Raw genomic sequence first — 24,536 nt, 5'->3', positions numbered from 1 at the left:
CGGCCGGGCCGGGAACGGCATCTCATAGTTCGCGAGGTGCTGCCGCAGCGCCGTTGAGCGCCACCTCGACCAGCCGCTCGGCGAGGTCGTCATTGATTGGTCCACCAGTGAACAGCAGCCGGCCGTGAATTGGCGCGATCAACACCTCCAGCAGCAGCCGGGCGTCGGTGCCGGCGCGCAGATCGCCACGCTCGATACCGCGCGTTACCACGGGAGACAACGCGTCCAGCCGACCCGCCCAGAAGGCTTGGCGCGCATCGGCGTAGGCGTCGTCGACCGGTAACGTCGCCGCGCGCAGCACGGCCTGTCCGACGGGCGAGCGCACGTAGGCGAGCACCCCCCGAACAATCGCGAGCAGATCGCCTCGGGTCGAACCCGTGTCGGGGGTGGGGATGACGAAGGCGCTGTGGTCGAGCAGCGCCGCCACGAACAGATTCTCCCGGGTCACCCAGCGGCGGTAGACGGTGGTCTCGTGGACCCCCGAGCGCTGGGCGACCCCGGCGACGGTGGCCCCCTCGAACCCGTTGGCGGCGAGCTCCTCGAATGCTGCGGCTAAGACCGTCCGACGGACATGCTCGCCGCGGCGATGCGATACGCCTGCAGTCATGGCTTGAATCTTATCGCAACTCTACTTGCATTACGGGCCATTGAAGCGCATCCTATTGCAAGATAACTTGCAATAGGAGGCCGCAATGGACACGTCAGCACCTCGGATCGACTGCACCGGCGCCACCCCGCCGATCGGCTATCACCACTTCCACTCCGACGTCAGCATCAACTTCCAGTGCAACCGCTGGGTGCAGTGGATCGGCCCGTCGGCCATCGACGAGGTGACCGAACTGGCATCGCGGGCCAACACCTACCCGGAATTCATCGACGCCTTCCTCGCCCTGGCCGAGCAGGTCCGCGCGGCCGATCGCACGCTCGCCGGCGCGTACTACGACCGGGCAGCCGAGTTCTTCATGACGGCGACCGATCCGCGCCGTCCGGCCGCGCGCGCCAGGTTCCTGCAGACGATGCGCACCATCTACGACGTTGCGCCCGAGTTTGTCCCGTTCGGCTCCGGCTCCATGCCCGCCTACGACCTGCAACCTGACCGCCAGATCGGCGCGCCGATCGTCATGTTTGGCGGATTCGACAGTTACATCGAAGAGTTCCTGCCGATGATCGCCAGCATGGTCGACGCGGGTCGCCGCATCGTCGTGTTCGAGGGCCCGGGTCAGGGCAGCGCACTCGAGGACTTCGGCCTCACGATGATCCCCGAGTGGGAGCAGCCGGTGGGCGCCGTCCTGGACCACTACGGCCTCGATGATGTTGCCGCCGTGGGAATCTCGCTGGGTGGCGGTCTGGTGATCCGCGCGGCCGCATTCGAGCCGCGGATCAGCCATGCGGTGGCTTTCGACATCCTCGACGACGAATTCGAGGTCGTGACCCGTCAAATCCCGCGCGGCGCAGGAGTGGTTCTGCGCGCGCTGGTGGCTGCGCATGCCCGCTGGCTGGTCAATTCCGTTGCATACCAGGTTGCTTCGCTCAAGCCGGTCACGCAGTGGGCACTGCAGCAGGGAATGCACATTACCGGCGCGGCCACACCCTACGACTTCTTTCATTCGGCAACCGCGGTGAACACCCGCAAGATCTCGCACCGGGTTCGCGCCGACGTGCTGCTTCTCGCAGGTGCCGATGACCACTATGTGCCGCTGAAGCAGTTGTGGCGTCAGGCGGGCACGCTGTCCAGCGCGCGATCGGTGACCACCCGGATCTTCACCGCCGCCGAGCAAGCCAGCAACCACTGTCAGCTGGGCAATATCGGCGCCGCAGCTCGCCTCATGACAGCGTGGCTGGACGTGACGGCATCACCGGCGCGGCTAGCCGGTTCAGTCGTCGACGGCGACACCGCGGCGCGTACGTCTGCGCCGTTGCGTTCCTGATGGTTTGCCGGTCGGGCGCCGGTTGCGCAATCCGCGCCCGGCGGTGTCTTCCAGGGCGTCTTCCGCGTCAGCGTCTTCCACGGCCGGCGGCTCGTCAGCTGTCGACTCGGGTTCCACCGCCGTCGACTCGACGTCGGCTTCCGCGGTGACCTCACCGGGCTGCTCTTCCTCATCTGGCGTTTCTGCCGTCTCGGCTTCATCGCCGTCGGCATCGGTGTCCTGGTCGGCCTCTGCCTCGCTGTCCTCAGCGTCGTCCCCGACGGCCTCTTCGGCCTCATCAGCCTTCTTGCGACCGCGACGCCGTTGCTTCTCTTTTTTGGGCTTCAGCGGTTTCGGCGGTGGCGGCGGAAGCTCGGCGATGAACGACAGGTAGAACCCGAAAATACCGAGTAGCGCGATTGCGGCTGCTGCGCCATAAACGCCGAACAGCCACTGTCCCGAGGCGTCCACGTTCAGCCAGATCTCGCTGATTGCCGTGCCGACAATCAGCACGCCGGCCAGCACATGGGCCACGATCGACGAGGTCTGCAGGGTCAGCGCGAGCTGCGGCGTGCCGTACTCCGGCTTGCGAGCCCGCAGCAGGGTGAACACCACCGGCAACGCGGCCAGGGCGATCAGCACCCCGGCGACAATCCGCAGAGCCGTGCCCAGGGTGTGCGAGGTGTCGCCCATCAGCTCCCACCAGCGCGGCAGCACAAAGCCGAAATAGAGGAAACCGGCGACAATCGACAGCGCCGCGTGCCAAAACACGGCAGCCTTGCGTCCCATGCGCCTCCTTGAGCCGGTACCCGGTCGCGACCAGACCTTAGCCGATGCCAATTCAAGCCTGGCCGCACCCCGGGCGGAGCGGAGGATGCGGGATTTGAACCCGCGAGGGCTGTTAACCCAACCCGCGTTCCAGGCGAGCGCCATAGGCCACTAGGCGAATCCTCCGTCGGCAATGGTAGCCGAGTGCAGCTGAGCGTCTCGCTGGCTGTCGCCGATTGATCTGGGCCCGAGTACTAGACTCTCGGTGGACCCCGCGCGGCGTCTATCCTGTGAACTCCCCCAGGGCCGGAAGGCAGCAAGGGTCAATGGGCTCTGGCGGGTGCGCGGGGTCCCCTGTGGGGCTACCCATGATGTAAGCGGTGAAAGGCGGATGGTGTCGTACGGCTCGTTCAGTTCCCTAGGCCGTACCGACCTCGAGGCAATACATGCCCGCCACCAGCAGCAGTACGCCGAACTACAGGTGATGAAGCTGGCCCTGGACCTCACCCGCGGCAAACCATGTAGCGAGCAACTCGACCTGTCGAACGCCTTGCTGAGTCTGCCGGGTGACGACTACCGCGATGGCGAGGGCACCGACACCCGCAACTACGGGGGGCAGCACGGCCTACCCGAGCTGCGGGCCATCTTCGGCGAACTGCTCGGCATCCCGGTGCCCAACCTGATCGCGGGCAACAACGCCAGCCTGGAACTGATGCACGACGTCGTCGTCTTCTCGATCTTGCACGGCGGTGTGGACTCGCCGCGGCCCTGGAAGGACGAGCCGCAGGTCAAGTTTTTGTGTCCGGTGCCCGGCTATGACCGGCACTTCTTCATGACCGAAACCATGGGCATCGAAATGGTCCCGATCCCGATGCGCGAGGACGGCCCGGACGTCGACCTGATCGAAGAACTCGTCGCCGTCGACCCGGCCATCAAGGGCATGTGGGCGGTTCCGGTGTTCGCCAACCCCACCGGTATCACCTACTCGTGGGAGACGGTTCGGCGGCTCGTCCAGATGCGTACGGCGGCAGAGGACTTCCGGCTGTTCTGGGACAACGCCTACGCTGTGCACACCTTGACGCTGGACTTCGTCCGGCAGGTCGACGTGCTGGGCCTGGCCGCCGCCGCGGGCAACCCGAACCGGCCGTACGTCTTCGCCTCGACGTCCAAGATCACCTTCGCCGGCGCCGGCGTCAGCTTCTTCGGCGGATCACTGGGCAATATCGCCTGGTATTTGCAGTACGCCGGCAAGAAGTCGATCGGGCCGGACAAGGTCAATCAGCTGCGGCACCTGCGCTTCTTCGGCGACGCCGACGGCGTTCGCCTGCAGATGCTGCGCCACCAGCAGCTGCTGGCGCCCAAATTCGCGCTGGCGCTGGAGATCCTGGACAAGCGCCTCAGCGAGTCGAAGATCGCCTCCTGGAACGAGCCGCAAGGCGGCTACTTCATCAGCCTCGACGTGTTGCCGGGCACGGCGCGACGCACCGTCGCGTTGGCCAAAGAGGCCGGTATCGCCGTCACCGAGGCGGGCGCGGCGTTCCCGTACCGGAAAGACCCAGACGACAAGAACATCCGGATCGCGCCGACGTTCCCGCCGGTATCCGACCTGCGCACTGCGATCGACGGCCTGGCCACCTGTGCATTGCTGGCCGCCACCGAATCACTGCTGAACCAGGCATAGGGTCGCATCGTCGGCGGGCTGGATTTGATCGCCCGTCTCCTCAACGAACCCTTCCGGGTTCGCATCGTCGGCGGGCCTGGGTAGCCTTGCTGACCGTGGCTCTCTACCGCAAGTACCGACCGGCGACTTTCGCGGAAGTGGTGGGGCAGGAACACGTCACCGAACCGCTGTGCACCGCGTTGACGGCGGGCCGAATCAACCACGCCTATCTGTTCTCCGGCCCGCGCGGCTGTGGCAAGACGTCGTCGGCGCGCATCCTGGCCCGGTCGTTGAACTGTGTGCAGGGGCCGACGGCTACGCCCTGCGGTGTCTGCGAGTCCTGCGTCGCGCTGGCGCCCAACGGACCCGGCAGCATCGACGTCGTCGAACTCGACGCGGCCAGCCACGGCGGTGTGGACGATACCCGTGAGCTGCGCGACCGCGCGTTTTACACGCCGGCCCAGTCGCGCTACCGGGTCTTCATCGTCGACGAAGCGCACATGGTGACCACCGCAGGTTTCAACGCGCTGCTCAAAATCGTTGAGGAGCCGCCTGAGCATCTGATCTTCGTGTTCGCCACCACCGAGCCGGAGAAGGTATTGCCGACAATCCGGTCACGCACCCATCACTATCCGTTCCGGCTGCTGCCGCCGCGCACCATGCGGGCGCTGATCGAAGGGATCTGTGCGCAGGAGGGTGTCGTCGCCGACGAGGCCGTCTATCCGCTGGTGATCCGCGCCGGCGGTGGTTCTCCGCGCGACACCCTTTCGGTTCTCGATCAGTTGCTGGCCGGTTCGGAAGTCGGACCGGACGGCGACCGGATCAGTTACCAGCGGGCACTCGGTCTACTGGGTGCCACCGATGTCGCGCTGATCGACGAGGCTGTCGACGCGCTTGCCGCCGGCGATGCCGCGGCGTTGTTCGGGGCGGTCGAATCGGTGATTGACGCTGGTCACGACCCCCGGCGGTTCGCCACGGACTTGCTGGAGCGGTTCCGCGATTTGCTTGTGCTGCAAGCTGTTCCCGACGCCGCCGCTCGTGGCGTGGTCGACGCGCCGGAGGACGTGCTGGACCGGATGCGCGATCAAGCGGCCCGGATCGGTCCGGCGACGCTCACCCGCTATGCCGAAGTCGTGCACGCCGGCCTGACTGAGATGCGTGGCGCGACGGCACCCCGGCTGCTCCTCGAAGTGATCTGCGCGCGGCTGTTGTTGCCTTCGGCCAGTGACACCGAATCGGCGCTGCTGCAACGAGTCGAGCGGATCGAGACCAGGCTGGACATGTCCATTCCGCTCGGTGATCAACGCCCGCAGGCCGCGCCTCCCGAAGTGTCTGATGCCCCGACGCCATCGACGCCGCCTGCTTCCGCAGCCGAGCCGGAGCACGTACCAGCCCCAAAGCAGCCCGCGCCCGGGCAGAGCCCACCTGCTGCGGGCCCGGGTGAACCGGGCGCGGCTGCGGTCCGCACCCTGTGGCCGATGGTGCGTGACAAGGTACGTCAACGCAGCCGAACGACCGAGGTGATGTTGGCCGGCGCGACCGTGCACGCCGTGGAGGGCAACACGTTGGTGTTGACCCATGAATCGGCGCCGCTGGCTAAGCGGCTGTGCGAACAGCGCAACGCCGACGTCATCGCCGAGGCGCTCAAAGATGCGCTGGGTGTGGACTGGCGGGTGCGGTGCGAAGCCGGCCCGCCGAACCTGGCCGCAACCGAAGAACCGCCAGTGCCGGCGCGCCGCCCCGAACGCAGCGGGGGTCCGCCCGCTAGCGCGGGCTCGCCGTCATCCTCGTCGGCAGGTGCACCCGCCGATGACGATTCCGCTCAGCGGGCCGAAGAAGAGAGCATGTTGGCCGAGGCGGGTCAGGACGACGTGTCGGAACCACGCCGCGACCCCGAAGAGGCGGCCCTGGAGCTGCTGCAGAACGAACTGGGTGCGCGCCGCATCGATAACAGCTGAGCGCTGCTAAGCCGCGGGTCAGCGGTCTTGCAGCGGGGATTTCGGCTCGCGCTGCGCAGACGAGCGGCGTCTTCGCGGTCACTGGCAGCCGACACCGATTTGAGCCGCCGCAGCGCTTAGGGCTGCCACCACGGACGCAGTGGCAGACCGTCGGTGCCGCGCGCGTCGAGCTTGGTTGCCAACACGTGGTGCAGCTGAATGTTATTGTGCTCGAAGGCGACTCGAGACGCAGCCATGTACAAGCCCCATACCTTCGCCTTGGCCAGACCGACCTCGTTGACCGCCTCGTCCCAATGCGCGACCAGGTTGCGGCACCAGTCCCGCAGCGTCATCGCGTAGTGCGTCCGGAAGTTCTCCTCGTGCAGCACCTCGAAACCCGCATCTTGGATCGCCGACACGATTCGCCCCGAGCCGGTCAGCTCCCCGTCCGGGAAGACGTAACGATCGGTGAAACTGCTGGCGCGGAAGTTCGACTTGTTGTTATTGCGGGTGATGCAGTGATTGAGCAGCAAGCCGTCGGTGCGCACCTTGGACTTGAGGAACGCGAAATACGACGGATAGTTCTTGACGCCGATGTGCTCGGTCAATCCGATCGACGAGACCGCGTCGAACCCGGTCTCGCGGACGTCGCGATAGTCGCAGTGGCGCACCTCAGCCAACTTCGTCAGCCCCTCGGCTTCGATCGCCTTCTGCGCCCAGGCGGCTTGTTCGGCTGAGAGTGTCGCGCCGATCGCGCGCACGCCGCGATGCGCAGCGTAGCGAACCATACCGCCCCAACCGCAGCCGACGTCCAGCAGTTGATCACCCCGCTGCAGCCGCAACTTCTCGAAGATCAGCCGGTATTTGTTGTCCTGCGCCTCTTCCAGCGTCGCCTCGGGATGCGGATAGACCGCGCAGGTGTACGTCATCGACGGACCCAACACCCACTCGTAAAAGGCGTTGGAGACGTCGTAGTGGTGATGGATCGCCTCGGCGTCACGAGTCTTGCTGTGCCGCATGCCTTCGGCGATGCGCCGCCAGCGCGGCAGTGCCTCCTGCGCCGGTGGCGGTATGGGCACCAGATGCTCGATGCCGACTGCTCGGATGATGCTGGCCAGCAGACGTGCCGGAGGCCTGCTGAACTCGACCTTGTCAGCCAGCAACTTGAGCAGCTCGTACGGATCGCCCGGAGGCACCCCGCGTGCCTCGATGTCTCCGGAGACGTAGGCACGGGCCAGCCCGAGTTCGCCGGGGGCGGTGGCCAGATAGGTGGTGCCGCGGGGCGTCAGCAAATCCATTCCCAGCACGGCGTTTTCCGGTCCGGCGCTGCTACCGTCGTACGCCGTGAACCGCAGCGACCGTTTGGCGCCGCCGGAGACGATCGCCAAGACCTCGGCGAGGCTCAACTTGCCGGTCGTGGTGGCCGCGGATTCCTTGATGGTCGTCAACGTCGTTGCACCGCCTTTGCGTAGAGGTCGAGGAGACGCGAATCCGGGTCGTAGATCTTCTTCACGGTTTTGTAGGTTTCTCCACCGTAAAGCTCATCGAACTCCTCGCGGCCGTAATAGGAGTCGGAATACAGCGATTTGTGGCCATCGAGCGAACCGACCTTCGCTTCGATCAACCGATTCGTCGCGGCCTCGGTCGCGCCGACCGGAACCGATGACCAGAACCCGACATTGATGTATGTGGATCCGGGCCGGATCGGATACAGCGGCCAGCCGTCCTGGTCGCGTAGCCGCAACGGGCACAACCAGACCGGCGTGATCGGCACATGAGCGAGGAACCACTCCAGGAATTCAGCCGTGCGTTCGATGGGCACCTCGATATCCTGGACCACTCGTTCGCGCGGTGGACGGCCGTTGCGTTTCTCGATCAGGTCGGCGATACCGAAACGCTGATCGAGTGCCACCAACTTCCAGTACGTGTCGCTGCGCCGATAGCGTCGGGGCCACCACCGCCGCACCCGGGGGTTCTGTGCACCGAAAGAGCGTGAGCACCAGAACCAATCGGTATCCCATCGCCAGAAATAGTCGTGCATCGTCAACCGGTCTTCTTTGATGCCGGCGTCGTGCTGGATGGACCGGTAGTAGATGTCTTGTCCGGTGTAGTCGCTGACCGGGCCGGGGGTGGTGGTACGCACACCGACGCACAGGTAGCTCTCCTCGGCGCCGAACACCACTCCGTCGAGATAGTCGACCGGCACACCGTCGAGACCACTGGTTTCGATGATGCGGTCTATCGCTGCGAGCAATTCGGTCAGCGAGTTGAACCTCACATGCCGCAGCGCCACGAACGGCTTGACGGACTCCAGTTCGATGCGAATTCTGGTCGAATAGCCCAGGGTGCCATAGGAATTCGGGAATGCACGGTAGAGGTCGGGGTGCTGCTGGGACGAGACGGTGAGCAATTCGCCTGTGCCGGTGAGGATGTCCATCTCCAACACCGACTCGTGTGGCAGGCCGTTGCGAAACGAGGCTGACTCGATGCCCAACCCGGTGATCGCCCCGCCCAATGTGATGGTCTTCAGCTGTGGGACAACCAAGGGTGATAGGCCATAAGGCAGCGTTGCGGCCACCAGATCCTCGTATGTGCACATGCCGGCCACATCCGCAGTGCGAGAGTCAGGGTCGACCGATAGGACATTCGTCAGCCCGGATGTGTCCAGTCCGGGTGCATCGCGTTTCACTCGGGCGCGAAACAAATTGGAGGTGGGCTTGGCGAGTCGGACGGCCGCCGTCGCGGGAATCGAACGATAGCTCGCCAACAACCGCTCGACGCCCGCCGCATGAGCCGCCGGTGCGGAGGCAGGGACAGGCACCACATATACGCTAGTCCCCGATAGCAGCCGGCGCAGGTGCACCGCACCGGAGTGTGGCGCCGACTCGTTTCCGCGCAGAGGAGTTTCGTCTAATGGGACACGTCAGTGCAGCCAGCACCATCTTGATCAACGCTGAGCCCACGACCGTGCTGTCCGCCATCGCTGACTACAGAGGAGTTCGCCCCAAAATCCTGTCTTCGCACTACCGCGACTACCAGGTGCTAGAAGGCGGGCAGGGGCAGGGAACCGTCGCCAGTTGGAAGCTGCAGGCCACTAAATCCCGGGTCCGCGACGTGCGGGCCAACGTCGACGTCGCGGGCCACGCGGTCATCGAGAAGGACGCCAACTCGACGATGATCACCAACTGGACAGTGGCCCCCGCCGGACCGGGTTCGAGCGTCACCGTCACGACCACGTGGGCAGGAGCGGGTGGCGTGAAGGGATTCTTCGAGAAGACTTTCGCGCCGCTGGGGCTCAAAAGAATCCAGGGTGAGGTTCTGGCCAACCTGAAGAGGGAGCTGGAAAGCTAGCGAGCTTGACCTTGGCTGCCCAGATAGGCGGCGATGCCCTTGACTACGGCGTCGGCGTACTTCTGCCTACCCTCGGCCGTCTCCATCAGTGCTGAGTCGGCCGGGTTCTTCATGTTGCCGCACTCGACCAGGACCGATGGATACTGCGCAAGGTTCAGCCCCGCCAGGTCCGAACGCCCGTACAGACCGTCCTGACCGATGTAGTTGGCCGGCGGAATACCCGAAGCCTGCATCTGGTCGCGCATGACCCGGGCGAACTGCACCGACGGGCCGGCCTGCACCTGATTGAGCGGCGGCGCCGAGTAATTCACGTGGAATCCTCGCCCGTTCGGTGGTCCGCCGTCGGCGTGGATGCTGACGACGGCGTTCGGGTGCAGCGCGTTGGCCATCTCGGCGCGTTGGTCGACGCAAGGGCCCACCGTACTGTCGTCGCCGCGCGACATCGCCGTTCGTGCCCCCAGCGCGTCGAGTTCGGCGCGGATGCGCAACGTGGTGTCCCAGGTGAAGGTGTGCTCCTGATAGCCGTCGTTGGTCGAGGCCCCGCTGGCCTGGCAGTCCTTGGTGCCGCCGCGGCCGGTGGGCACCTGACGGCTGATCGATGCGTCGTTGGCGCCGTTGTGGCCGGGGTCGAGGAACACGATCATGCCGGCGATGTTGCCAGGGGCTGCAGCGGCGTTCGGGGCCATCGGCGTCTTTGCGCCCACGACGACAGCGACGATGCCTATGGCCAGCACGGCCCCGACACGCAGGCAATGTAGTACGCGCACGGCGCCACGTTAGCCCCCGCCGTCTACGCTTGAAACTTCGAACCGCCCGCGAGCCGCAGGCGCAACCAAGTCGAGACCAAGATGCAAGGGGACCGTCATGCAACCCGGAGGCCCGCCCGACATGTCGGCGTTGCTCGCCCAGGCGCAGCAGATGCAGAAACAGCTGATGGCTGCCCAACAGCGACTCGCCAACGCCGAGGTGCACGGGAAGGCCGGTGGCGGTCTGGTGGAGGTCACCGTTAAGGGCAGCGGCGAGGTCGTGGCGGTGAAGATCGATCCCAAAGTCGTCGACCCGGACGACGTCGATACGCTGCAGGATCTGATCGTCGGCGCGCTCGCCGACGCCTCCAATCAGGTCACCACGATGGCCCAAGAGCAGCTGGGACCGCTGGCCGGCGGGATGGGCAACGCGCTGGGTATCCCGGGGTCCTAACTTGTACCGCCATGTTTGAGGGGCCGGTCCAGGACCTGATCGACGAGCTCGGCAAGCTGCCGGGTATCGGGCCGAAGAGCGCGCAGCGCATCGCCTTTCATCTGTTGTCCGTCGAACCGCCTGACATCGACCGGCTCACCGCAGTGCTGGCCAAAGTCCGCGACGGCGTGCGTTTTTGCGCGGTGTGCGGCAACGTTTCCGACGATGAGCGGTGCCGCATCTGCGCAGACCCCCGCCGGGACGGCTCGCAGGTCTGCGTCGTCGAGGAGCCCAAGGACATCCAGGCCGTCGAGCGCACCCGCGAATTCCGCGGCCGCTACCACGTCCTGGGCGGGGCGTTGGATCCGCTGTCCGGGGTAGGCCCTGAGCAGCTACGGATCCGCGAGCTGCTGAACCGCATCGGTGAACAGGTCGACGGCGTCGACATCACCGAGGTGATCATCGCCACCGACCCCAATACCGAAGGCGAGGCGACCGCCACCTATCTTGTGCGGATGCTGCGCGACATTCCCGGCCTGACCATCACGCGGATCGCGTCTGGGTTGCCGATGGGCGGCGACCTGGAGTTCGCCGACGAGCTGACCCTGGGCCGCGCGCTGACCGGCCGCCGCGCCATGGCCTGATTCTTCGGGCTTTTCGCCGAGCCTGTAGTTAGGGGCGTCCAGACCCTCTGTGGTCGGCTCTCCGTGGTCAACATTCACGGCTCCTTTTGGCAATGGGTTATTTGCAACATGCGAGGCATTGGCTGGACCAGACCACCCGGGATGACCGGCTGGGTCACTGGAATGGCGATACGGTGTCGCAGTGGCTCACAGGACGACGGTCTACCGGCACCGGGTGCGCTACCTAGAGGCCGATCAGCAGGGCGTCGTGTTCAACATGTGGTATCTCGGCTATTTCGACGAGGCCATGACCCTCTTCCTTGAGCAGGGTGGCCTGCCGTACAACCGCATGCTCGAGGCCGGCTTCGACGTGCACCTCGTGCACAGCGAGATCGATTGGAAGGCGCCCCTGCGCTTTCCGGAGGAGTTCGGAGTCGAGGTCGGGGTGGACGGGGTGGACGGGGTGGGCCGCTCGTCCTTCGCGCTGCGATTCGTCGTCCGCGGCCCGGCGGGTGAAGTGGCGGTCGGCCGCACCGTCTATGTGGTCGTGGCCACCGACGGTTCGGGAAAAAGGCCTATCCCCGCCTTGCTCGCCTCTGCTCTCGGGGACCCACCTGGGTGACCGCCACGCCGGAGGGTTGATCGCCAGGTCGAGTCGTTGGCCGCCTGCCCTGCTGGTCGAGGCCGAGCCTCGGCGGCGGCCCGCATCGCGCGGCCGCTCGGCGACTCCGCCGGCCGCACCACCGTCCCGGCCATGACCGACGAGTCCTCCGGCGCAAACGCCATCGTGAGCGCCGCTGTTGGAGAAACCTCAGGCCCGCCGTGCAGCCGCCAGCCGTTCGCGGCGGAGCAAGTCCACCTCGGGCAGCTCCAGCGGCGCCAGCTCACCGACCACGTTGCTCAGCAGCAGATCGGCCAGCTCCGGATTGCGGGCCAAGCAGGGACCGTGCATGTAGGTCGCGATCACGCTGCCCTGCACCGCGCCGTCGAAGCCGTCGCCGGCGCGGTTGCCTGCGCCCTTCTTTACCGCGCCCAGCGGCGACGCGGCATCGCCGAGCACCGTACCGCCGCGGTGGTTCTCGAAACCGGTCAACAGCTGCGTCAACCCGGCCAGCAGCGGGGTGCTGACCACCTCCCCGATAGTGCGAGCGGTCTGCGGCGAGGTGGTCACATCGAGCAGACCCACGCCGTCAACCCGTTCGCCCGACGACGTCTCGTACCAGTGGCCGAGAACCTGGATGGCCGCGCAGATCGCCAGCACCGGCGCGCCGCGAGCCGCCGCGCGCTGCAATCCCGGGTGCCGGACCAGATGCTTGGTCGCCAGCCGCTGCGCGTAGTCCTCGGCCCCGCCCAACGTGTAGATGTCCAGGCTGTCGGGTACCGGGTCGGCCAGCGTGATCTCGACGATCTCTGCGGTGATGCCCCGCAGCCTCAGCCGTTGCCGCAGCACCGCCGCATTCCCGCCGTCGCCGTAGGTGCCCATCACGTCGGGCAGCACCAGCCCGATCCGCACCGCCGAGTCAGCCATGACGAGCCAATCTGCGCTGCAACTGCAGGAACGCCGTGTAATTCGCAACGACCTCGACGGGTCCGGGCGGACACGACGCGATGGCCGCCAGCGTGTCGTGCACCAGGGTGTGTTCCACACCGGCGTACCCCAACCGCACCGCCAGGTCGGTCCCGCGTTCGCCGGCGGCGACGACGGCCGTCCTTTCGAAGTGCTCGAAGCGCACATCCCACAGCCAGGACAGGTCCTCGCCGTCGGGCACTTGCCCGTTGACCGAGATCACCACCCCGGCCGCATTCTTGTCCACCATCGACAGGGCTTCCTGCCAGCCGGCCGGGTTCTTGGCCAACAGCATCCGCACGGTGTGCGCACCGACACGGATGGTCCGATAACGCCCAGCCACCTCGTCGACCCCCGACACGGCGGCCACCGCGGCGGCCGGGTCGGCGCCCAGCGCGACGGCTGCCGCCACCGCCTGAGCGGCGTTACCCCGATTCACTGAGCCCGGCAGCGCCAGCCGCATCGGCAGCGTCAGCCCGTCGGGCCCGTAGAGCGTATCGTCGTCGAACCACCAATGCGGGCTGGGCCGCTTGAAGTCAGCCCCAGTGGAATACCAGTGGCCCTGGTCGCGGATGATCACCTCGCCGCTGCGCGGGCAGCTGACCGAGTCGGCCGCCCAGCTGCCACCCGCGGCGACCCACACTACTTTGGCGCTGTCGTAGGCGGCTGAGGTCATCAGCACGTCATCGCAGTTGGCGACGACGACGGCTGCGGGGTGGCTGGCCAGTCCGCCCCGCAGCCTGCGCTCGATCAGGTTGATCTCACCGACCCGGTCCAGCTGGTCGCGGGACAGGTTGAGCAGGACAATAACGGCGGGCTCGATGGCATCCGCGACATGCGGTACGTGCATTTCGTCGACCTCGAGGACGGCCAACGCGGCGTCGCGGTCGGCGGCGAGCGCGGCCACCAGCCCGGCGTCCATGTTGGCGCCCTCGGCGTTGGTGGCTACCGAGCTGCCCGCGCCCAGCGTGTGCAGGGCGGCCGCGGTCATCCGGGTCGTCGTCGACTTGCCGTTGGTCCCGGTGACGACGACGGTGCGCCGGCCGGCACCGAGCTGACGCAGGATGGAACGGTCCAGCGTCATGGCCACCAGGCCGCCGATCATCGCGCCCGCCCCTCGACCGGTCACCCGCGAGGCCCATCGCGCGCCGGCTCCGGCGGCAAGGGCCAGACGTCCTCGGGCGGTAATCACCCGCGCAGTTTAAGGGCGATCGCAAGCTCGGCGCTTTTCCGAGCGCAGCGGGTCGGCCTCGTCGGGTTAAGGGCGATCGCAAGCTCGGCGCTTTTCCGCGTTAAGTTCACGACACGACGCGCAGCGACCCGGTGATGTCGGTTCGACGTGCCATCCTGCATTTATGCCCGACGTTCCGGTGGCGAGCCCGGCGACGACGAGCTGGGGCTGCCCGGCCGCAGCGCCCGGCGCGGGATGGGCCGTCATCGACGTCGAAACCTCCGGCTTCAGACCCGGTAACGCCCGGGTCATCAGCCTCGCGGTGCTGGCCCTCGACTCCGCTGGGCAAGTCGAGCAATCTGTGGTCAGCCTGCTCAATCCGGGGGTGGATCCCGGTCCCACCCACGTGCACGGCCTGACCGCCGCGATGCTCGAGGACCAGCCGCAGTTCGCCGACATCGTTGGCGACCTGGTCGAGCTACTGCGCGGCCGCACGCTGGTCGCGCACAATGTCGCGTTCGACTACGCCTTCCTCACCGCAGAGGCCGAGATGGCCGAGGTCGAACTGCCGATCGACGCCGTCATGTGCACGGTGGAGCTGGCGCGGCGGCTGGAACTGGGTATCGACAACCTGCGGTTGGAGACACTGGCCGCGCATTGGGGGGTCACCCAGCGACGACCGCACGATGCGTTCGATGACGCCGTGGTGCTGACCGGCGTGCTGGCTGCCGCGCTGGAGCGGGCGCGCGAACGCGACGTCTGGTTACCCGTGCGACCGGTCACCCGCCGTCGGTGGCCCAGCGGCAGGGTTACCCACGACGAACTGCGACCACTGAAGATGCTGGCCTCCCGGATGCCGTGCCCCTACCTCAACCCGGGCCCGTACGTCCGCGGCAGGCCGCTGGTGCAGGGCATGCGGGTGGCGTTGGCGGCTGAGGTCGAACGGACTCACGAGGAGCTGGTCGAGCGGATCCTGCACGCCGGGTTGGCCTATGCCGATGCTGTCGACCGGGAAACCTCGCTGGTGGTCTGCAACGAATCCCGGCCGGTTCACGGCAAGGGCTATCTGGCTCGCGAGTTGGGTGTGCCGGTGGTTTCCGACGCGAAGTTCATGGATTGCGTTGGGACCGTCGTCACTGGCACCGGCGTCGAGGACTTCATCGACGCGGCCCGCGCAGGCGAGCAGTTCGCGCTTTTTTGAGTGCGCCGCCGAACGCGCTTCAGCTAAGTTGCTCGAGTAAAGCGATGGGTGGGTGCCTGATGTCGGTGGGATCGTCTGGGACGGCCGTTCGGCCGGCGTGGGTCGATGGCAAGCTGTTTCCCTTCAAAAGCCGGTTCCTCGAGCTGGGTGGCAAGCTGGCTGGCACTGTCGTCCACTACGTCGACGAAGGCCGGGGACCGGTCCTTTTGATGCTGCACGGCAACCCAACCTGGTCTTTCGTGTATCGGGACGTCATTGTCGAGCTGTCGGGGTCGTTCCGCTGCATCGCGCTGGACTACCCGGGGTTCGGGCTGTCGACCCCGGCGCCCGGGTACCAATTCCATCCCGCCGACCATGCGCAGGTGGTGGGCGAATTCGTGGATCGTCTCAATCTGCGTGATGTCACGTTGGTGGTGCAGGACTGGGGAGGGCCGATCGGACTGACGGCAGCCCTGCAACGCCGGGATCGATTCTCGGGTCTGGTGGTGGGAAACACCTGGGCGTGGCCGGTGAATGGGGACCCGCATTTCGAGCTGTTCTCCCACTTCATGGGTGGTCCGCTCGGACGCCTACTCATCCGGCGCTTCAATTTCTTCGTTAACGTCATGATCCCTGCCGGACATCGCCGCCGAAGGCTTACCGCAGAAGAGATGAACCACTATCGGCAGGCATTACCCACACCGCAACGCCGCAACCCGAGCGCGGTTTTTCCCAAAGACATCACTGCGGCCCGGACATTTCTCGCCGACCTCGAAGACGGCCTGAAAGCGCTGGTCGACATGCCGACCCTGATCGTCTGGGGCGATGCTGACGTCGCGTTCCGCGCGAAGGAGCGGCGCCGCTGGGAAACCCTCATGCCCCGGAGTCACACTGTCGTGCTCGCCGGCGCTGGACACTATCTTCAGTCTGACGCCCCGACGGACTTTTCCAACGCGATCGGCGGCTGGCACAACCAGCAGCGCAAAGGCTAATTGCCGGTTAGCTCAGCGCTTTGGCCTTCGACGCCGCGAACTCGGCTGCGTGATCGTGCGCTCGTTCAGCAGCTCCCCTCTGACCGCCTTCACGCACCCCGGTGTTTGATGGTCACGCCAGAACAAGTCGACGATGATGTCGACCACTGGAAGCCTCGGAAAGAGTGCGACATGTTGGCTGCTCCTCACCGTCGACCGCCCGGCGGCCAGTTTGGTGACGGGACCGCCAAGCGGGCAGGGACGTGGGCAGCGGTGGTGGTCGCTGCGGTTGTGGCGGCGGCGTGCGGCGGCGGTTCACACGGCGGCGGCAATGGCGGCTCAGCGGCAAAGGGAGCCACCGTGCACATCCCGAAGAATTTTTGTGGCTTGTTGAGCGGGGCCGATATCAGTGAAGTGATGGGCAGGGCGTTTCCGGCGCCCGAGGGCTCACAATCCCCCAGTGAAGGGCAGTGTGCCGCCGTGCCGTCGGCCGGCAATGACGTCAGCTTCAAACTGTATTGGAACGATCTGTATTGCAGAGACGGTCAGCCCCCCGACGAGCAGTGCCTCAACTCGCAGTCGAAGGGATTCGCCACCAACAAGCAGACCGCCGGCCAGACTCAAGACATCCCGGGACTCGGCGACCAGGCGTTCTGTTTTGTGGCTCCGCCCGCGACCGTCGACGTGCTCAAAGGCTGGATCTATCTCACCGTCGGGGCCGACAGCTGCGTGCAGGCTCAGACCTTGGCGGGGATGCTGCTGGCCAAGATCACGGCCTGAAGTCTCAACTCCGGGCCGCCCTGTTTACCGCCGATACCACGGCACGCAGCGACGCGGTGGTGATCGACGGCGCGATCCCCACACCCCATACGGTCCTGCGTGGCCCGTCTGCGTGCCGACCCGCGTGGCCCGGCTGCGCCGCTCTCGCGACCGACGCCTCGACGTAGGCGGCGGCCTGAGCGTCGTCCCCGGCGCTCATCGCGTGCTCTGAGTAATCCAGCACGGCCACGTCGAACCCGACGCTGCCCAGCGCCTCGACGAAAGCGGCCAGCGGGCCGTTGCCGGAACCGCTTATCTCGGTTTCGGTCCCATCGATCTTGACGGTCGCGGCGATCGTGGTCGCGCCGCCGTCCTCCTCGGATGCCTCGACGCGCTGCTTCATGCGCTCCAGCGGCCGCACCGGCGCAAGGTACTCCTCGGAGAACGCCTCCCACATCTCCTTGGGCGAGACCTCGCCGCCCTCGCCGTCGGCGATCTTCTGGATCACCTGGGAGAACTCGATCTGCAGCCGTCGCGGCAGGGCCAGGCCGTGGTCGGCCTTCATGATGTAGGCCACCCCGCCCTTGCCGGACTGCGAATTGACCCGGATCACCGCCTCGTAGGTCCGCCCGACGTCGCGCGGATCGATCGGCAGGTACGGCACCTGCCAGAGCATGTCGTCGACGTCGGAATCGGCGGCATCGGCGTCGACCTTCATCTGGTCCAGGCCCTTGTTGATGGCGTCCTGGTGGCTGCCGGAGAAGGCGGTGTAGACGAGGTCTCCGCCATAGGGGTGACGCTCGTGGACCGGCAGCTGGTTGCAGTACTCCACCGTGCGGCGGATCTCGTCGATGTTGGAGAAGTCGATCTGCGGGTCGACGCCGCGGGAGAACAGGTTCAGACCCAGCGTCACCAGGCAGACGTTCCCGGTGCGTTCACCGTTGCCGAACAGGCAGCCCTCGATCCGGTCGGCGCCGGCCTGATACCCCAATTCGGCTGCGGCCACGGCTGTTCCGCGGTCATTGTGCGGATGCAGGCTGAGGATGACGGCATCCCGCCGGGCCAGGTTGCGGTTCATCCACTCGATCGAGTCGGCGTAGACGTTCGGCGTGGCCATCTCCACGGTGGCGGGCAGGTTGAAGATGATCGGATGGTCCGGCGTTGGTTCGATGATGTCGCCGACGGCGTCGCAGACCTGCTTGGCATATTCCAGTTCGGTCCCGGTGTACGACTCCGGTGAGTACTCGAACCGCCAGTGCGTCCCCGGATATTTGGCAGCCTCTTCGACACACTTGCGGGCACCATCGGTCGCGATGGCCTGGACCGCGGCCCGGTCAGCGCGGAAGACGACGCGGCGCTGCAGGATCGACGTCGAATTGTAGAAGTGCACGATGGCCCGGTGTGCGCCTTCGCAGGCTTGGAAGGTGCGTTCGATCAGCTCCGGACGGCACTGGGTCAGCACTTGGATCGTGACGTCGTCGGGGACGGCATCCTGGGTGATGATCTCGCGGACGAAGTCGAAGTCGGTCTGGCTGGCCGATGGGAACCCGACCTCGATCTCCTTGTAGCCCATGTGGACCAGCAGGTCGAACATGCGTCGCTTGCGCGCCGGGCTCATCGGGTCGATCAGCGCCTGGTTGCCGTCACGCAGATCCACCGCACACCACAGCGGCGCGCGGGTGATCACGTTGTCGGGCCAGGTACGGTCGGCCACCCGGACCGGCTCGACTTCCTCGGCGAAGGGCCGATATCGGCCGATCGGCATCGATGACCCGCGTTGGGTGTTCCACGCCGGCTGGCCGGTGTTGGGTTGGCCGGCGGGTTTGGTGACGGTTCGAGTGGACCTGAAGGTGTCGGGGGAGTCGCCCGACACTGGAGTGAAGCTAGTCACGGTTGTTGCTCCGGGGAAAGAGGAGGGCGCCATAGAAGGCGGCGACCGGCACATCGCGAACACCCGCGACGGGAGGCCGGTCTAGATCAGGCCCCGTCGCGGCGTCCGAGAAGGAGCATCCGCTGCACGTCCCGTACTTTACCTCTCCGGCACGCGTGTCCAAAACCCAGGGGCTAGTCCCCGGCCGGAACGATCTTGACCGGGATGTCGGTGTTTTCGTCGGTGTGATAGCTCGCGCAGACCCGGTGGTAGCCGTCGGCAATCTGCAACGCCACATCAGTGGCCAAGTCTCCGCGGACAACGAGGATCGGCGACAGCTGCTTGCCTTTCTTGATTTTCGCCAGATCCGAAGCGACATGCGGATTGTCGACGGGCAGCAGCGCCAGGCGTGATGCGCGCAGCAGATCTTTGGCCTTCTTGTACACGATCGGGGCCTTCTTCAGCGCCGCCACAATCTCGTTGACCTGCCCGGGCTTGGCGAGCAGCGCGAGATAGTCCGCCGCTGCTGGATAGTCATGCTCGTCTGGTTCAGTACCCCACAACACTGATGCCCCTGTGGCCACCGCGTCGACCCCTTTCACACCACATGTCCGTCGTCGCCGACGGGAATCTACCGGCCACTATTGGATATCAGATGGTGGCAAAGCATCGTCTGTTCTGACGGATCTGCTGACTGGCCCGCAGGCTTCGTTGCCCGACCGATCCACGTATCCTGTTTTCGACCTGAACCGGAAGCGGCCGGATAGGACTTAGAAAGGATCTAAGTGGCGCTCGTCGTGCAAAAGTACGGCGGATCTTCGGTGGCCGACGCCGAACGGATCCGCCGTGTCGCCGAACGCATCGTCGAGGCCAAGAAGCAGGGCAATGACGTTGTCGTGGTGGTCTCGGCGATGGGCGACACCACCGACGGTCTGCTGGAGTTAGCCCAGCAGGTGTGCCCGGCCCCGCCCGCCCGCGAGCTGGACCTGCTGCTGACCGCCGGTGAGCGCATCTCCAACGCGCTGGTCGCGATGGCCATCGAATCGCTAGGCGCCCAAGCCCGCTCGTTCACCGGTTCGCAGGCCGGTGTCATCACCACCGGCGCCCACGGCAAGGCCAAGATCATCGACGTCACGCCGACCCGGCTGCAGTCCGCGCTTGAACAGGGGCTGATCGTGCTGGTCGCGGGTTTCCAGGGGGTCAGCCAGGACACCAGGGACGTGACCACCTTGGGCCGCGGCGGATCGGACACCACCGCGGTCGCGCTGGCCGCTGCGCTGGGCGCCGACATCTGCGAGATCTACACCGACGTGGACGGCATCTTCAGCGCGGACCCGCGGATCGTTCCCAAGGCCCGCCACCTGGACACCGTCACCTTCGAAGAGATGCTCGAGCTGGCCGCGTGCGGCGCCAAGGTACTGATGCTGCGCTGCGTGGAATACGCCCGCCGCTACAACATTCCAGTGCACGTCCGGTCGTCGTACTCGGACAAGCCGGGCACCGTCGTCACCGGATCGATCGAGGACATACCCATGGAAGACCCCATTCTGACCGGCGTCGCACACGACCGCAGCGAGGCCAAGGTGACCATCGTCGGTATACCCGACCACCCGGGCTACGCGGCCAAGGTGTTTCGCGCGGTCGCCGACGCCGACGTCAACATCGACATGGTGCTGCAGAATGTCTCCAAGATCGAGAACGGGAAAACCGACATCACGTTCACCTGCCCGCGCGACAGCGGCCGGGTCGCAGTGGAGAAGCTGGACTCGCTCAAAGACGAAATCGGGTTCAGCCAAGTGCTTTACGACGACCACATCGGCAAGGTGTCGCTGATCGGCGCCGGCATGCGCAGCCATCCCGGGGTGACCGCCACATTCTGCGAGGCGCTGGCCGGTGTCGGCGTCAACATCGACCTGATCTCCACATCAGAGATCCGGATCTCGGTGCTCTGCCGCGACACCGAACTAGATAAGGCTGTCGTCGCGTTACACGAAGCATTCGGCCTCGGCGGCGCCGAAGAGGCCACCGTGTATGCGGGGACGGGACGTTAGATGGTCGCAATAGGCGTAGTCGGCGCCACCGGCCAGGTGGGCCAGGTGATGCGCACGCTGCTCGACGAGCGCGACTTCCTGGCAACCAGCGTGCGGTTTTTCGCCTCGGCCCGATCGCAGGGACGCAAGTTGCCGTTTCGTGGCCAGGAGATCGAGGTCGAGGACGCCGCGACCGCCGACCCGACGGGGCTCGACATCGCGTTGTTCTCCGCCGGAGCGACGATGTCGCGGGTGCAAGCGCCGCGGTTCGCCGCCGCCGGGGTGACGGTGATCGACAACTCGTCGGCGTGGCGCAAGGATCCGGACGTCCCACTGGTGGTCTCCGAAGTGAACTTCGCTGACGCGCGAACCCGGCCCAAGGGCATCATCGCCAACCCGAACTGCACCACGATGGCCGCCATGCCGGTGCTCAAGGTGCTGCACGACGAGGCCCAGCTGGTGCGGATGGTGGTGTCAAGCTACCAAGCCGTATCCGGCAGCGGACTGGCCGGCGTCGAGGAGCTCGCTAAGCAGGCCCGCGCGGTCATCGACGACGCCGAGCAGCTGGTGCACGACGGCAGCGCGCTGCAGTTCCCGGCTCCGAATGCTTACGTCGCGCCCATCGCATTCAACGTCGTCCCGCTGGCCGGAAAGCTGGTCGACGACGGCTCCGGCGAGACCGACGAGGACCAGAAGCTGCGCCATGAAAGCCGCAAGATCCTCGGCATCCCGGACTTGCTGGTGAGCGGAACGTGTGTGCGGGTTCCGGTGTTCACCGGCCATTCGTTGTCGATCAATGCCGAGTTCGCCCAACCGCTTTCGCCTGAGCGCGCCCGTGAAATCCTCGCCGGCGCACTCGGCGTGAAGGTGGTTGACGTGCCGACGCCGCTGGCTGCCGCCGGTGTCGACGAATCGCTGGTCGGCCGGATCCGTCACGACCCCGGTGTGCCGGACGGACGCGGCCTGGCGTTGTTCGTCGCGGGCGACAATCTGCGCAAGGGCGCGGCATTGAACGCTATTCAGATCGCCGAGATACTGGCCTCAGAATTGTGATCCGCGGGTGAGCCTTGCCGACTCCCGCCGAATCGCGCGCTGCTCGCTCATGGTCGCGTCCATCGCGTGTCTGCTTGCCCAGCAAGGCTTTTCACCCGCGCATGCCGATCCGCCAGCTCCGATGCCAGAGCCGGTTCTGCCGCCGCTGGCACCGGGTCAGGTGATGCGGATCGGTCCGACTGCAGGGACCGGCACGCCCACCCGCGACTACGGCATCGGTGCCACCGACTTGTGCGCTTTCATGGAGTTCCCCACCGACGTCGTGCAGATCTGCGGCGACAGTTTCGCCGGCCAGGGGGTCGGCTTCGGCGGCTACTACTCGCCGATCGCCTTGCGGGTGGACACGTCATCGGTCGACGACCCGGACGGAGTGCGCTATACCGGGGTCACTGGGATAACGGCGCCGCTGCTGGCCGACCCGACGCCGGCGGGCGCGTCGCAGTTGCCGGCGGGCGTCGTGCAGATCAACCGGCAGAACTACCTACTGGTCACCACCACAAAAGAACTGGTACCGCAGAACTCGCGGCTGGTGAAAGCCGAACCAATACAAGGGTTTTGGCAGACACTTCCGGGTTCGCTGCGAGACGCGGCCTACCTGGGCGGCCAGCAGTCACAGATCAGTGGCTACTACGACCCCATACCGACCGCAGAGTCGCCGACTGGATGGGTGTATATCGTCGCCGACAACTTCGACCGCAGCCAACCGGTGCTGCTGTACCGGGTCGCACCAGAAAAATTCGGCGACCGGTCTCGGTGGCAGGGCTGGGCGGCTGGTCCCGATGGCGGTTGGAGCAAGCCGCCAACCCCGTTGTGGGGCGACTTGATTGGTGAGATGAGTTTCAAGCAGATCGACGGCAAGGCGGTGCTGTCGTATTTCAACGCCAGCACAGGAAACATGGAAGTTCGGGTGGCCGACGACCCGACCTCGCTGGGTTCCGCGCCGGTGACCACCGTGGTGCAACACGACGACTGGCCCGATCCCGCGGAAAGCCTGCCGCCGCCGGAAGACAACCGACTGGCCCAGCCATACGGCGGGTACATTTCACCGGGCTCGACGCTGGACGAATTGCGGGTGTTCGTCAGCCAGTGGCATAACATCGATCCGCGAGCACGAGCGCCCTATCGGGTCATCCAATTCGCAGTCAACCCATTCAAACCTTGGTCAGAGCCCTAATCTGACACGCTGTGCTCTCTGGCCTTGTTTGCCGGACGGGCGCGGCCCTCCAGAGGCTCAGATACGCCCCTGCCATGCCTTGACGTGCGACGATGCTCGCGTCAGCAAATAATGCATCGCTACTCTAAACATTTCAACATGGCACTACGTACTGACGGCAATGCTGCCCGTACCTGCCCGCAGGTTGACAAGAAGTCTGAATGCAAGTGTCTTCTCCCGACACGACGAGACTAAAAACGTCACCGTAGTCCCTTTCGGTGAAGAACCCGGCGAAGAAGACCACCGCGATGACCGAGACGGCCAATACGACACCGACGATGAGGCGTGCCCAGGCTGCAAAATGGCTGACCATGTTCCGCCGTCGCGGCGGATTGGTCGAGCTGGCCTCCGTGGCCGAATCTGTCGGTTCGTCTGGGGATTGCAGTGTATGGGCCGAACCTTCATTACTCGGCATGCTGTCATCCTTCCCCGTAATAAACGATGATAAGGCATACGATGTGGTTTCTTTAAGACAAGATGGACATGCCTCGCGACCGATCGCCGCGCGACTGAACGGTTTCCACGGCACCACCAAGGCGAGGGTGGGTTGAGTTGCCTATTGGCTGGCCCTCATCGCCGACGTGGCGACGGACGTATGTTCATCCCGATCGCCCCTCCGGTTTGCCAACAGCACGCGGATCGTGGTGATGTGCAGGATGGTCGAGAAGGGCACCAGGTAGGCCGGGAAGAGGACCATCGGCCATTGGGTGAACACCGACGTCGGTGGGTCGGTATGCACCACGGCGAGCGCTTGGGATGCCAGGAACCCGGTTCCCACCGCCCCGACGAAATCGAGAAGGCCGAGCACCGACCAGGCAATGGGAATACTGGCCGAGGTTGACCAGATCAGGGCGATCACGGCGACGCAGGCAGTGACACCGACTGCGATGTCGCCGAACGCGGCTGGGTAGGCAAAGAAGCCGGGAAGCTGACCGCCGACCTCCAACACCAGGAACACACATCCCAACCAACGAGCGGTCTGTGAGATGAGCAGCTCGGCGAGCGTTCGCCGATCGGCCAACAGCGCATCCAGCGACGACCAGCGTGCCACCGCAATGGGTCCAATAACGATGAGCGCGAAGAACAAGTAGACGAGCCAGGGTTGCCGGTCCGACCCATCGTGAAAAGCCTCAACTCGGGTGAATCCCGCTGACAAGCCGAACCAGGCTACGAATACGGCCATAAGGACACCCGCCAGGGTCAGCGACTCACTGGTCGAACGGCCATGACGTATCGCAGCGCGATACATAATCACCGGCACCCACACGGTGAAGACGACAGCTACGGAGACAACCAA

Annotated in this window: 24 protein-coding genes, 1 tRNA gene and 1 other RNA gene; 15 read left to right on the top strand and 11 right to left on the bottom strand. The window is 65.8% G+C overall.

Annotation, left to right across the window (positions count from 1 at the left end):
• Nucleotides 1-22 precede the first annotated feature (22 nt).
• Nucleotides 23-607: a TetR-like C-terminal domain-containing protein gene (locus VEI45_RS05965; protein WP_324851072.1), complete on the bottom strand. Its 585-nt coding sequence runs from the start codon at nucleotides 605-607 to the stop codon at nucleotides 23-25.
• A gap of 85 nt (nucleotides 608-692) precedes the next feature.
• Here VEI45_RS05965 and VEI45_RS05960 point away from each other — a divergent pair, with 85 nt between their 5' ends.
• Nucleotides 693-1,928, top strand: a complete 1,236-nt coding sequence (locus VEI45_RS05960) for an alpha/beta fold hydrolase (RefSeq protein ID WP_414687407.1) — start codon at nucleotides 693-695, stop codon at nucleotides 1,926-1,928.
• Here the strand turns inward: VEI45_RS05960 and VEI45_RS05955 are convergent.
• Nucleotides 1,875-2,696: a hypothetical protein gene (locus VEI45_RS05955; RefSeq protein ID WP_414687406.1), complete on the bottom strand. Its 822-nt coding sequence runs from the start codon at nucleotides 2,694-2,696 to the stop codon at nucleotides 1,875-1,877. The genes VEI45_RS05960 and VEI45_RS05955 overlap by 54 nt on opposite strands.
• Nucleotides 2,697-2,775: 79 nt before the next feature.
• Nucleotides 2,776-2,861 (bottom strand) — tRNA-Ser (locus tag VEI45_RS05950).
• A gap of 78 nt (nucleotides 2,862-2,939) precedes the next feature.
• Between VEI45_RS05950 and ffs the strand changes: the two genes are divergently transcribed.
• From ffs to VEI45_RS05935, 3 genes are all read left to right on the top strand, one after another.
• Nucleotides 2,940-3,034: signal recognition particle sRNA small type (gene ffs / locus VEI45_RS05945), an RNA gene on the top strand.
• A 32-nt stretch (nucleotides 3,035-3,066) separates the two neighbouring features.
• On the top strand, nucleotides 3,067-4,356 hold the full coding sequence (locus VEI45_RS05940) for an aminotransferase class I/II-fold pyridoxal phosphate-dependent enzyme (protein WP_324851070.1): 1,290 nt from the start codon (nucleotides 3,067-3,069) through the stop codon (nucleotides 4,354-4,356).
• 95 nt (nucleotides 4,357-4,451) lie between these two features.
• Nucleotides 4,452-6,293, top strand: a complete 1,842-nt coding sequence (locus tag VEI45_RS05935; RefSeq protein ID WP_324851068.1) for a DNA polymerase III subunits gamma/tau — start codon at nucleotides 4,452-4,454, stop codon at nucleotides 6,291-6,293.
• Between the two features lie 116 nt (nucleotides 6,294-6,409).
• Here the strand turns inward: VEI45_RS05935 and VEI45_RS05930 are convergent, their stop codons facing one another.
• Together VEI45_RS05930 and VEI45_RS05925 are read right to left on the bottom strand one after the other, a co-directional pair.
• Entirely contained in the window at nucleotides 6,410-7,720 is a 1,311-nt protein-coding gene (locus VEI45_RS05930; RefSeq protein ID WP_324851066.1) for a class I SAM-dependent methyltransferase, read from the bottom strand.
• Entirely contained in the window at nucleotides 7,717-9,096 is a 1,380-nt protein-coding gene (locus tag VEI45_RS05925; RefSeq protein ID WP_324851064.1) for an FAD-binding oxidoreductase, read from the bottom strand. Before VEI45_RS05925 ends, VEI45_RS05930 begins: the two co-directional genes overlap by 4 nt.
• An 89-nt stretch (nucleotides 9,097-9,185) precedes the next feature.
• Between VEI45_RS05925 and VEI45_RS05920 the strand changes: the two genes are divergently transcribed.
• Nucleotides 9,186-9,623, top strand: coding sequence for an SRPBCC family protein (locus tag VEI45_RS05920; protein WP_324851062.1), 438 nt, complete (start codon nucleotides 9,186-9,188; stop codon nucleotides 9,621-9,623).
• Here VEI45_RS05920 and VEI45_RS05915 read toward each other — a convergent pair.
• On the bottom strand, nucleotides 9,620-10,390 hold the full coding sequence (locus VEI45_RS05915; RefSeq protein WP_324851060.1) for an Rv3717 family N-acetylmuramoyl-L-alanine amidase: 771 nt from the start codon (nucleotides 10,388-10,390) through the stop codon (nucleotides 9,620-9,622). The two genes, VEI45_RS05920 and VEI45_RS05915, sit on opposite strands and share 4 nt — an antisense overlap.
• A 97-nt stretch (nucleotides 10,391-10,487) precedes the next feature.
• Here VEI45_RS05915 and VEI45_RS05910 point away from each other — a divergent pair, with 97 nt between their 5' ends.
• The 3 genes from VEI45_RS05910 to VEI45_RS05900 all read left to right on the top strand — a co-directional run bounded on the left by VEI45_RS05910 (nucleotide 10,488) and on the right by VEI45_RS05900 (nucleotide 12,047).
• Complete coding sequence (locus tag VEI45_RS05910; protein ID WP_324851058.1) at nucleotides 10,488-10,823, top strand: YbaB/EbfC family nucleoid-associated protein; 336 nt, start codon at nucleotides 10,488-10,490, stop codon at nucleotides 10,821-10,823.
• An 11-nt stretch (nucleotides 10,824-10,834) separates the two neighbouring features.
• Nucleotides 10,835-11,446, top strand: coding sequence for a recombination mediator RecR (gene recR, locus VEI45_RS05905; RefSeq protein WP_324851056.1), 612 nt, complete (start codon nucleotides 10,835-10,837; stop codon nucleotides 11,444-11,446).
• Nucleotides 11,447-11,627: 181 nt separating this feature from the next.
• Nucleotides 11,628-12,047, top strand: coding sequence for an acyl-CoA thioesterase (locus tag VEI45_RS05900; RefSeq protein WP_324851054.1), 420 nt, complete (start codon nucleotides 11,628-11,630; stop codon nucleotides 12,045-12,047).
• 189 nt (nucleotides 12,048-12,236) lie between these two features.
• On the opposite strand, the gene VEI45_RS05895 is transcribed toward VEI45_RS05900, so the two are convergent.
• Together VEI45_RS05895 and VEI45_RS05890 are read right to left on the bottom strand one after the other, a co-directional pair.
• Nucleotides 12,237-12,953 (bottom strand): type 1 glutamine amidotransferase, encoded by a 717-nt coding sequence (locus VEI45_RS05895; protein ID WP_324851052.1) that lies wholly within the window; start codon nucleotides 12,951-12,953, stop codon nucleotides 12,237-12,239.
• A complete protein-coding gene (locus VEI45_RS05890; RefSeq protein ID WP_324851051.1) occupies nucleotides 12,946-14,184 on the bottom strand; it encodes a Mur ligase family protein in 1,239 nt (412 codons plus the stop codon). Before VEI45_RS05890 ends, VEI45_RS05895 begins: the two co-directional genes overlap by 8 nt.
• 163 nt (nucleotides 14,185-14,347) lie before the next feature.
• On the opposite strand from VEI45_RS05890, the gene VEI45_RS05885 reads away from it, so the two are divergent.
• The 3 genes from VEI45_RS05885 to VEI45_RS05875 all read left to right on the top strand — a co-directional run bounded on the left by VEI45_RS05885 (nucleotide 14,348) and on the right by VEI45_RS05875 (nucleotide 17,094).
• The gene (locus VEI45_RS05885; protein ID WP_324851049.1) at nucleotides 14,348-15,364 is read left to right on the top strand and encodes a DEDDh family exonuclease; all 1,017 of its coding nucleotides are present in this window, start codon (nucleotides 14,348-14,350) and stop codon (nucleotides 15,362-15,364) included.
• A 59-nt stretch (nucleotides 15,365-15,423) separates the two neighbouring features.
• Nucleotides 15,424-16,335 (top strand): alpha/beta fold hydrolase, encoded by a 912-nt coding sequence (locus VEI45_RS05880; protein ID WP_324851047.1) that lies wholly within the window; start codon nucleotides 15,424-15,426, stop codon nucleotides 16,333-16,335.
• 171 nt (nucleotides 16,336-16,506) lie between these two features.
• On the top strand, nucleotides 16,507-17,094 hold the full coding sequence (locus tag VEI45_RS05875; RefSeq protein ID WP_324851045.1) for a hypothetical protein: 588 nt from the start codon (nucleotides 16,507-16,509) through the stop codon (nucleotides 17,092-17,094).
• Between the two features lie 4 nt (nucleotides 17,095-17,098).
• Here the strand turns inward: VEI45_RS05875 and leuA are convergent, their stop codons facing one another.
• Nucleotides 17,099-18,997: a 2-isopropylmalate synthase gene (leuA, locus tag VEI45_RS05870; RefSeq protein WP_324851043.1), complete on the bottom strand. Its 1,899-nt coding sequence runs from the start codon at nucleotides 18,995-18,997 to the stop codon at nucleotides 17,099-17,101.
• 140 nt (nucleotides 18,998-19,137) lie between these two features.
• On the bottom strand, nucleotides 19,138-19,545 hold the full coding sequence (locus VEI45_RS05865) for a hypothetical protein (protein WP_324851041.1): 408 nt from the start codon (nucleotides 19,543-19,545) through the stop codon (nucleotides 19,138-19,140).
• A gap of 183 nt (nucleotides 19,546-19,728) precedes the next feature.
• Between VEI45_RS05865 and VEI45_RS05860 the strand changes: the two genes are divergently transcribed.
• The 4 genes from VEI45_RS05860 (at nucleotide 19,729) to VEI45_RS05845 (ending at nucleotide 23,790) form a co-directional block, all read left to right on the top strand.
• Nucleotides 19,729-20,994 carry an aspartate kinase gene (locus VEI45_RS05860; RefSeq protein ID WP_324851039.1) on the top strand — a complete coding sequence of 422 codons (1,266 nt, stop codon included), beginning with the start codon at nucleotides 19,729-19,731 and terminating at the stop codon, nucleotides 20,992-20,994.
• A complete protein-coding gene (locus VEI45_RS05855) occupies nucleotides 20,995-22,026 on the top strand; it encodes an aspartate-semialdehyde dehydrogenase (RefSeq protein WP_324851037.1) in 1,032 nt (343 codons plus the stop codon). It abuts the gene before it with no gap.
• 7 nt (nucleotides 22,027-22,033) lie between these two features.
• On the top strand, nucleotides 22,034-23,200 hold the full coding sequence (locus VEI45_RS05850) for a DUF4185 domain-containing protein (protein WP_414687405.1): 1,167 nt from the start codon (nucleotides 22,034-22,036) through the stop codon (nucleotides 23,198-23,200).
• Nucleotides 23,201-23,457: 257 nt separating this feature from the next.
• The gene (locus VEI45_RS05845) at nucleotides 23,458-23,790 is read left to right on the top strand and encodes a hypothetical protein (protein WP_324851035.1); all 333 of its coding nucleotides are present in this window, start codon (nucleotides 23,458-23,460) and stop codon (nucleotides 23,788-23,790) included.
• A gap of 5 nt (nucleotides 23,791-23,795) precedes the next feature.
• On the opposite strand, the gene VEI45_RS05840 is transcribed toward VEI45_RS05845, so the two are convergent.
• Nucleotides 23,796-24,536, bottom strand: a 741-nt coding sequence (locus VEI45_RS05840) for a hypothetical protein (RefSeq protein ID WP_324851033.1), incomplete at its 5' end; no start/stop codon positions are given.

It is taken from the genome of Mycobacterium sp. (genome assembly GCF_035623875.1).
Taxonomy (GTDB): domain Bacteria; phylum Actinomycetota; class Actinomycetes; order Mycobacteriales; family Mycobacteriaceae; genus Mycobacterium.
The sequence above is the reverse complement of the archived record's forward strand: the minus strand, read 5'-3'. Positions and strand labels throughout refer to the sequence as shown.

What these genes read in the sequence shown, in the direction of transcription:
- VEI45_RS05885 (WP_324851049.1), top strand. Translation starts at nt 14,348, where the DNA reads ATGCCCGACGTTCCGGTGGCGAGCCCGGCGACGACGAGCTGGGGCTGC.
- VEI45_RS05920 (WP_324851062.1), top strand. Translation starts at nt 9,186, where the DNA reads ATGGGACACGTCAGTGCAGCCAGCACCATCTTGATCAACGCTGAGCCC.
- VEI45_RS05960 (WP_414687407.1), top strand. Translation starts at nt 693, where the DNA reads ATGGACACGTCAGCACCTCGGATCGACTGCACCGGCGCCACCCCGCCG.
- VEI45_RS05955 (WP_414687406.1), bottom strand. Translation starts at nt 2,696, where the DNA reads ATGGGACGCAAGGCTGCCGTGTTTTGGCACGCGGCGCTGTCGATTGTC.
- VEI45_RS05895 (WP_324851052.1), bottom strand. Translation starts at nt 12,953, where the DNA reads ATGGCTGACTCGGCGGTGCGGATCGGGCTGGTGCTGCCCGACGTGATG.
- VEI45_RS05855 (WP_324851037.1), top strand. Translation starts at nt 20,995, where the DNA reads ATGGTCGCAATAGGCGTAGTCGGCGCCACCGGCCAGGTGGGCCAGGTG.
- VEI45_RS05880 (WP_324851047.1), top strand. Translation starts at nt 15,424, where the DNA reads ATGTCGGTGGGATCGTCTGGGACGGCCGTTCGGCCGGCGTGGGTCGAT.
- VEI45_RS05875 (WP_324851045.1), top strand. Translation starts at nt 16,507, where the DNA reads ATGTTGGCTGCTCCTCACCGTCGACCGCCCGGCGGCCAGTTTGGTGAC.
- recR (WP_324851056.1), top strand. Translation starts at nt 10,835, where the DNA reads ATGTTTGAGGGGCCGGTCCAGGACCTGATCGACGAGCTCGGCAAGCTG.
- leuA (WP_324851043.1), bottom strand. Translation starts at nt 18,997, where the DNA reads ATGGCGCCCTCCTCTTTCCCCGGAGCAACAACCGTGACTAGCTTCACT.
- VEI45_RS05910 (WP_324851058.1), top strand. Translation starts at nt 10,488, where the DNA reads ATGCAACCCGGAGGCCCGCCCGACATGTCGGCGTTGCTCGCCCAGGCG.
- VEI45_RS05940 (WP_324851070.1), top strand. Translation starts at nt 3,067, where the DNA reads ATGGTGTCGTACGGCTCGTTCAGTTCCCTAGGCCGTACCGACCTCGAG.
- VEI45_RS05965 (WP_324851072.1), bottom strand. Translation starts at nt 607, where the DNA reads ATGACTGCAGGCGTATCGCATCGCCGCGGCGAGCATGTCCGTCGGACG.